The sequence below is a fragment of the Alkalihalobacillus bogoriensis ATCC BAA-922 genome (assembly GCF_000621445.1).
GTDB classification, from domain to species: Bacteria; Bacillota; Bacilli; order Bacillales; family Bacillaceae_F; genus Bacillus_AO; species Bacillus_AO bogoriense.
In genome coordinates, this window is the sequence record NZ_JHYI01000030.1 from 60,810 (window position 1) to 67,719 (window position 6,910).

At 36.0% G+C, this 6,910-nt stretch carries 8 protein-coding genes and 1 rRNA gene; 6 read left to right on the forward strand and 3 right to left on the reverse strand.

Translation table 11 applies throughout. From position 1 onward, the window contains the following. Positions 1 to 7: 7 nt before the first annotated feature. Positions 8 to 1,381: a PAS domain-containing sensor histidine kinase gene (locus T323_RS26620; RefSeq protein ID WP_035178546.1), complete on the reverse strand. Its 1,374-nt coding sequence runs from the start codon at positions 1,379 to 1,381 to the stop codon at positions 8 to 10. A 166-nt stretch (positions 1,382 to 1,547) separates the two neighbouring features. Between T323_RS26620 and T323_RS0112160 the strand changes: the two genes are divergently transcribed. The 3 genes from T323_RS0112160 to salA all read left to right on the forward strand — a co-directional run bounded on the left by T323_RS0112160 (position 1,548) and on the right by salA (position 3,906). After that, positions 1,548 to 1,985 (forward strand): DUF2521 family protein, encoded by a 438-nt coding sequence (locus tag T323_RS0112160; RefSeq protein WP_026673533.1) that lies wholly within the window; start codon positions 1,548 to 1,550, stop codon positions 1,983 to 1,985. Positions 1,986 to 2,050: 65 nt separating this feature from the next. Next, the gene (cwlD, locus tag T323_RS0112165) at positions 2,051 to 2,770 is read left to right on the forward strand and encodes an N-acetylmuramoyl-L-alanine amidase CwlD (RefSeq protein ID WP_026673534.1); all 720 of its coding nucleotides are present in this window, start codon (positions 2,051 to 2,053) and stop codon (positions 2,768 to 2,770) included. Positions 2,771 to 2,847: 77 nt separating this feature from the next. Continuing rightward, positions 2,848 to 3,906: an iron-sulfur carrier protein/transcriptional regulator SalA gene (gene salA / locus T323_RS0112170; RefSeq protein ID WP_026673535.1), complete on the forward strand. Its 1,059-nt coding sequence runs from the start codon at positions 2,848 to 2,850 to the stop codon at positions 3,904 to 3,906. Positions 3,907 to 3,943: 37 nt separating this feature from the next. Here salA and gerD read toward each other — a convergent pair whose 3' ends face one another. Further along, positions 3,944 to 4,552, reverse strand: a complete 609-nt coding sequence (gene gerD / locus T323_RS0112175) for a spore germination lipoprotein GerD (RefSeq protein ID WP_026673536.1) — start codon at positions 4,550 to 4,552, stop codon at positions 3,944 to 3,946. Between the two features lie 150 nt (positions 4,553 to 4,702). Between gerD and T323_RS0112180 the strand changes: the two genes are divergently transcribed. After that, positions 4,703 to 5,302 (forward strand): KinB-signaling pathway activation protein, encoded by a 600-nt coding sequence (locus T323_RS0112180; RefSeq protein ID WP_026673537.1) that lies wholly within the window; start codon positions 4,703 to 4,705, stop codon positions 5,300 to 5,302. Positions 5,303 to 5,311: 9 nt separating this feature from the next. Here the strand turns inward: T323_RS0112180 and pdaB are convergent, their stop codons facing one another. Further along, on the reverse strand, positions 5,312 to 6,070 hold the full coding sequence (gene pdaB, locus T323_RS0112185; protein WP_026673538.1) for a polysaccharide deacetylase family sporulation protein PdaB: 759 nt from the start codon (positions 6,068 to 6,070) through the stop codon (positions 5,312 to 5,314). 135 nt (positions 6,071 to 6,205) lie between these two features. On the opposite strand from pdaB, the gene T323_RS0112190 reads away from it, so the two are divergent. Together T323_RS0112190 and T323_RS0112195 are read left to right on the forward strand one after the other, a co-directional pair. Further along, positions 6,206 to 6,436 (forward strand): hypothetical protein, encoded by a 231-nt coding sequence (locus tag T323_RS0112190; RefSeq protein WP_026673539.1) that lies wholly within the window; start codon positions 6,206 to 6,208, stop codon positions 6,434 to 6,436. Between the two features lie 261 nt (positions 6,437 to 6,697). Further along, positions 6,698 to 6,910 (forward strand): 16S ribosomal RNA (locus T323_RS0112195); the annotation flags it as partial.

Here is a 6,910-nt window from a genome sequence, read left to right on the forward strand (position 1 = left end):
TTTTCTTTTATTCAGATTGAAGTTGAATGGATATTGTTGTACCTTTTCCTTTTACACTTTTCACGTCCATCGTTCCATTATGGGACTCAATAATTTTAAAGCAGGTCATCATTCCGAGTCCTGTTCCTTTTTGTTTTGTTGTATAAAAAGGCAACCCAATATTTTCAAGTATTTCTTTTTCAATACCGAAACCTTCATCTCTTATTTCAATAGTAACGATGTCGTCATGTTTATATAAATTAATATAGACATTTCCTCCGTTTGGCATGGCTTCAATTGCATTTTTTATAAGGTTTATAAACACTTGTTTTAATTGATTTCCCACGCAATAAATAGGAGGTATGAGATCAGAACGTAAATGGAGGGTAACGTTGTTTATCAATGCTTGTGATTGAAGTAGTGTCATGACGTCCTGAACAATTTCTTTTATATTTTCATTTGCAAACTGGAGTACATGTGGTTTCGCTGCCATTAATAATTCGCCAGTAATCAATTCGATACGAGCAAGCTCATCCGACATGATTGACAAATAATTTTCTTTAATATTATATGGAGATGACATCATAATTTGAAGGAACCCTTTAAGTGCTGTCAGTGGATTTCGAATTTCGTGGGCAATGGAAGCAGAAAGTTGACCCACTGCTGAAAGCTTTTCTGATTTCACTAATTGCTGTTCTGTTAGCTTTTGCTCAGTAATGTCTTTTGCAATTCCATACACACCAACGATGTTACCATCAACAATAATCGGCATATTTGTTACACTTACATGCACGATATGACCATCTTTATGTATGGCTTTTGTTTCATAATTCTGTGTTAATCCTTGTGCGGCCTTAGTATAGTATTCTTGTGTCATTGCCAAATCATCTTCGGCTACTAATGGAATAAATGAAAGTTGTAAAAATTCTTCTTCGGTATATCCTAAGAGCTTTTCCATAGCGGGATTGACGCTTAAATAATTTCCTTCCAAATCAAAAGAAAAAACAGCATCTGGATTATGATCAAAAAGGGATTGATAATGTTGCTTCCTTTCTAATGACACTTTTTTTTCGTCAGTAACATCCAGAAAATAAACACTAAGCCCATTTTGAGATGGATAAGCTCTAACGCTATACCACATGTTAAGGGGTGGGAAAAAGGCTTCAAATTTAACGGACACTTGTTCCCTTACAGCCTTGTGATATTGTTCAGAAAACATAAGGTTGACAGCTTCAGGAAATTCCTCCCACACATTTTTTCCAATAAGATCATCCCGACTTCGAAATAACAATTTTGTTGCTGCTTTGTTTACATAAGTAAAATTCCAATTCATATCTAATGAAAAAAAACCATCGGTAATTCGGTTTAAAATTTCTTGTGTATTCACTTCAATTTGTACCATATACTTCATCCTTACTGCATCTTGAATAATATAAGAGTATTCTAGATAAATAACGGAAACCCTTTAATTTAATAGTATTTCCATTGGATGAAATGTGCAATAATTCCACTGCATAGGCTCTTTTTATTGTTTGATACTAATAGTAAAAAAAGTTGAGGCGAGGAATATGACTGTGATTACGACATTTTCTGAAAAGCAACGGGAGAAAAGGTGGAAGTTTGAACGAAAAGTTTTACGTCAACTGTCATTAACCGAGTTGCGTGAAAACGTAAAACAACAATTCCAGCCACTATTTCCGTTGGAGTTTATGAATCATCCTTATTTACTTGATCCTTGTATTGATACAGCCATTGATGCGTATTTATTAGGGGCGGAGTACAGTCGTTTCGGTTACCATGGGGAGGATGTAACAGTAGTAAAAGCTCGTTGCAAAGAAGAATTGGACGAGGTTCAAATCCAAATATTTGAGCTATTAGAAAGTTGGTTTCTTTATGACGGTATAAGAATGGAATCACTTGCTATTTGTGTGGATGTTTTTATCCATACATGGTGGGAAAGAGGCTTTTTTGAAGGTCAAAAAAGATATCGGCTTCGCCTTCATTAAAAACACTTCATATTTCTCTCCTTGTCCCAATATATATAAGGGAGGAGTAAGTAGGAGGGAACAAGATGAAAAAGTGGATAAAAGGCGGAGCATTTGCTTTTTGTGTAGTTGGTTTATTATTTATTATTCAGTACCAATTTTTAAGTCATGATTCATGGTCAACATGGCAACTTCCACTTTCAGGGAAGGTGATTGTACTTGATCCTGGCCATGGCGGCTTGGATGGTGGAGCAACATCAAAAGAAGGTTTACTTGAAAAGGATGTCACATTAGAAATAGCGTTTGAACTGCGAGATTATTTACAAGAAGCAGGAGCGTTAGTGTTAATGACAAGAGAAGAAGACCGCGATTTAGCTGATGATGACGTTCGTCGCGTCCGGGAACGAAAAGTTCAAGATTTAAAGCGAAGGGTTGAGCTTATTAATCATTCCGATGCAGATATGTTTATTAGTCTTCATATGAATGCAATACCATCACCAAAATGGAGTGGCGCGCAAACATTTTATAATCGTTCAATTGAAGAAAATAAGCATTTAGCTAAATTTATTCAAGATGAGATGGTCCGCAACCTAGAAAATACAAATCGTGAGGCAAAGCCAATTAATAATGTATATTTAATTAAGCAGGCTGAAATTCCAGGAGCATTAGTTGAAGCGGGTTTCTTATCAAATCCAGAAGAAGCGTCATTACTTTCGACAAAAGAATATCAGCAAAAAGTTGCAGCATCTGTCTATCAAGGAATTTTGCGTTTTTATACGAATGAAGAGCGATTAGCACAAAATTAAACCAACCCACATTTGTTAAACGAAGTAGCAGGTATGCTATACTAAAGCTATAACTTGATAAGAAGGGTGTGGACGTTTTGATAACAGAAGAACAAGTTGTTGAATCATTAAAAAAAATAATTGACCCAGCATTTAATAAGAACCTTGTCGACACAAAAGGGATTCGTGAAATTAAAGTCAAAGATGCCAAACATGTAAGTGTAAAATTAGCGATTGCTAATGCAGGTTCTGCCGAACAAATGGAAATTCAGCAAAAAGTTGTTGGTGTTTTAAAAGAAGCAGGGGCAGATTCTGTTGGCTTACGATTTGAGAAATTAACCGATGATGAAGTAAAGGCACTTGGTGGGAATAAACAAAGTGCTCCTTCTTCTGGTGGTTTATTATCTGAAACAAGCAACACTACTTTTATTGCGGTTACGAGTGGAAAAGGTGGAGTTGGCAAATCAACAGTTTCTGTTAACTTAGCGACAACATTAGCTGCTTTAGGGAAAAAAGTTGGGATTATTGATGCTGATATTTATGGCTTCAGTGTACCGGATATGATGGGAATTGAAGAAAGACCGAAAGTAAAGGGAGAACGAATCTTTCCTGTTGAACGTTTCAATGTTAAAGTGATATCCATGGGCTTTTTTGTTGAAGATAATTCTCCTGTCATTTGGAGAGGACCGATGTTAGGGAAAATGTTAAATAATTTCTTTAGTGAGGTCGAGTGGGGTGAACTGGATTATTTGATATTGGACTTGCCACCTGGAACTGGTGATGTTGCCCTTGATGTACATACAATGTTACCGCATTCAAAAGAAATCATTGTCACTACACCACATGCAACCGCTGCTTTTGTTGCTGCTCGTGCAGGAGCAATGGCCATAAAAACTCACCATGAAATTTTAGGTGTTGTCGAAAATATGTCGTATTTTGAAAGTAAAGTGACTGGTGAAAAAGAATATGTGTTTGGACAAGGTGGAGGAGAACGATTAGCAGAGGAGTTAAAAACAGAACTTCTTGGACAAATTCCGCTAGGACAACCAGAAATTGATAAAGAGAATTTTGCTCCTTCTATTTATAAAGAAGATCATCCGATCGGCCAAATTTATATCAAAATGGCAAAGCGCATTATTGAAAAAAATGAAAAATAAAAAAAGAGCTGTATGATACAATCATACAGCTCTTTTTTTATTCACTGCCTTCTTCTTCCTCTTGGCCTCCACCACCTCCACCTTCTTGGGGTTGTTCAAGGTGGTCTTGGACAACTTGTTCAAGCAGTTCAGTAAGTTGGGCTTTAAAGTATGGACTTTCAAATGCGTCCGTCATAATCACCATAACTTGTTGGCGATACTCTTTTGTTTTCATTAAGTCAAGAGCGGCTCTTTCCATTTCAGGGTCTTTTAATATATCCATCATCATTTCTTGATACTCAGGATCCTTCATTAATGTTTTTAATATATCTTCATTTTCCTTCTGAATGGTTTCAGCAAATGTTTTTGCAAATTCAGGGTCTTGCATGACTTCTTGCCAAAACGTTCTTCCTTGCTCAGATGTTAACGTATCTTGAATTGTTTTTCGAACTAATGCTTGTTCCATTATGATTTCTTGTTTAAGTTCATCCTCGGTCATAAGCTCTTGGATAGCTTGCTTGCCTTCATCTGTTTTAAGCATGTCGACCATCATTTTTTTCATGTTTTCATAATCGGGTGGTTGTGCATTTCCCCCATCAGCTTGGGCACATGATGCACAAAAGAATATTACGACTGTAAATACGAGCAGTCTCCTCATGAGTTTCATACACTCTGCTCCTTTCGACCATTTTGTCATTAATATGAAATATTTCAACAAAAAATATACACTGATTTTTTTGTTAAACTAGCTTTTTTTTATTCCCATTGTTAAAATCAATATGGCAATAATAAATGCAATATAAGGGAGCGTTCTACCTTGAATAGTCGTAAAGTTGTTTATTTATTTTTTACTACCCTCCTTATCGGAAGTATTAGCGGAGCAATTGTTGGTTTAGCTTTAGAATGGTCACTATATGTGCAAGAAGGATTTTTAAATTTCTTATTCGGATTAATTTGGTTGTTAGGTATTAGTGCTGCTTTTAGTTTGATTAGTCAAATGGGCTTTTTTGCTTATCTTACGTTACATCGTTTTGGGTTAGGGTTATTTAAAACAACCAAGTTGTGGAATAATGTACAAATTGTAATCATTGCTTTTGTTATTTTTGATTTAATTTATTTGCGCTATATTAGTTTCAGCACGGAAAATGAAACGGTTTTACATTATGTTATTATGCCAGTTTTGTTGCTTTTATATGGTCTAATCGTTGCTTATATTAAAGCGAAGCAAACAAATAAAGGTGCGTTTATTCCTGCGCTTTTCTTTATTACTGTTGTTACAACGATTGAATGGGTTCCTGCATTAACGGCAAATGACCCGAAATGGCTATGGATTTATTTTGCACCACTTATAGCGGGAAATACGTGGCAGTTGCTAGTTTTACATCGTTTAACTGGACAAAAAAAAGACCGGTCATAATGACCGGTCTTAATTTATTTGTTCTGTCTGTGTATCTGCTCCGGACATAAGTTCACTTACCGTTACAAAAGAATATCCGTCGTGTGTCAGTTTTTCAATAATGAGCGGAAGGGCTTCATGAGTCTGCTTTGCTGAGTCAGAAGCATGAAGAAGAAGAACATCTCCGCTATTTGTAGAACTGACTATATTATCTACAATCACATCAACACCTGGGTTTTCATAATCTTTCCCATTTACACTCCAATGAATGATGGAATAGTCAAGTGAATCTGCAATTGAAAGCACTCTTTTATCAAACTGCCCATTTGGTGGGCGTAATAATGAAAGGTTTTCATTTGTGAGTTCCTGTAGAATTTGGTCAGAATTCCGAATATCTTTTTTTATTTTGTCATCATCCCACGAAGTATAGTTTTCATAACGATAACCGTGGTTTCCGATTTCATGTCCATCCTCGACGATTCTTTCAATTAACTCTGGGTATCGTTCCGCCCAAGCTGCTGATACAAAAAAAGTAGCTGGGATTTCTTTTTCTTGAAGAATATCAAGAATGGGGACAGCGCGTTCTTCTCCCCAGCTAATATTAAAAGTTAAACTAATTTTGTTATCATCGCCACTGCCTTTATAAAATGCTTGAGGGCCTTCTGGTGTAGTAAAAACCATTAGTTCATTTCGTTCTACAAACAAGACTCCAGCTGTAAAAAAAGCAGCAATGATGATAATAGATACTTGTTTCATTTTCTTTCCGTTCCAAATCCAAAAAAACTTCATTTCAACCCCTCCTTACCATCACTTGTACAATTCAATTTATGGTGAATAGGGACAAGATATGAATAAAATTCCGGAAAATAGAAAACAATTTAAAAGCAGTAGATAAAAATGACAAATTTGGCAGAGGTGGAATTCATGTTAGGATTTTTATTAAATACAAAAGAAGTACAAGAAGTAGAGTACATGGTGAAAAAGGAAATGGAGGAGCTTCTTTTAGATTTAACAGATCCACGAATTGACGACGTAGTAAAAAAAGCGATGGAAGAAAAGTATCAAATTATTTTTGGGATCTATCGACGCTTTGCTTCCACAAAAGAGTGTGCAAAATACATAAGAACACCTTTATACAAAAAAGTAACAGAATAAAAGAATATGACTATTGACTTTAAAAGCTTGTCCATGTTATATTAATTTGACCGCAACAAATGACAAACACAACACATTTTTTAATTCTAAAAATGTGTTGACAATGTTTGTTGTTGTGTGGTATGATATAAAGGTCGCTGTGAGACATTGAATGTCTGACAACGCAAATAGCTCTTTGAAAACTGAACAAGAAAAAGCCAAGCGAATTAAAGAGATAGTAATATCTCGTCAATGAATTATTTTTGAGCTGTATCAAACACTTTTATGGAGAGTTTGATCCTGGCTCAGGACGAACGCTGGCGGCGTGCCTAATACATGCAAGTCGAGCGGACTGATGGGAGCTTGCTCCCTGATGTTAGCGGCGGACGGGTGAGTAACACGTGGGCAACCTGCCCTGTAGACTGGGATAACATCGAGAAATCGGTGCTAATACCGGATAATAGATGGAATTGCATAATTCCATTTTAAAAGATG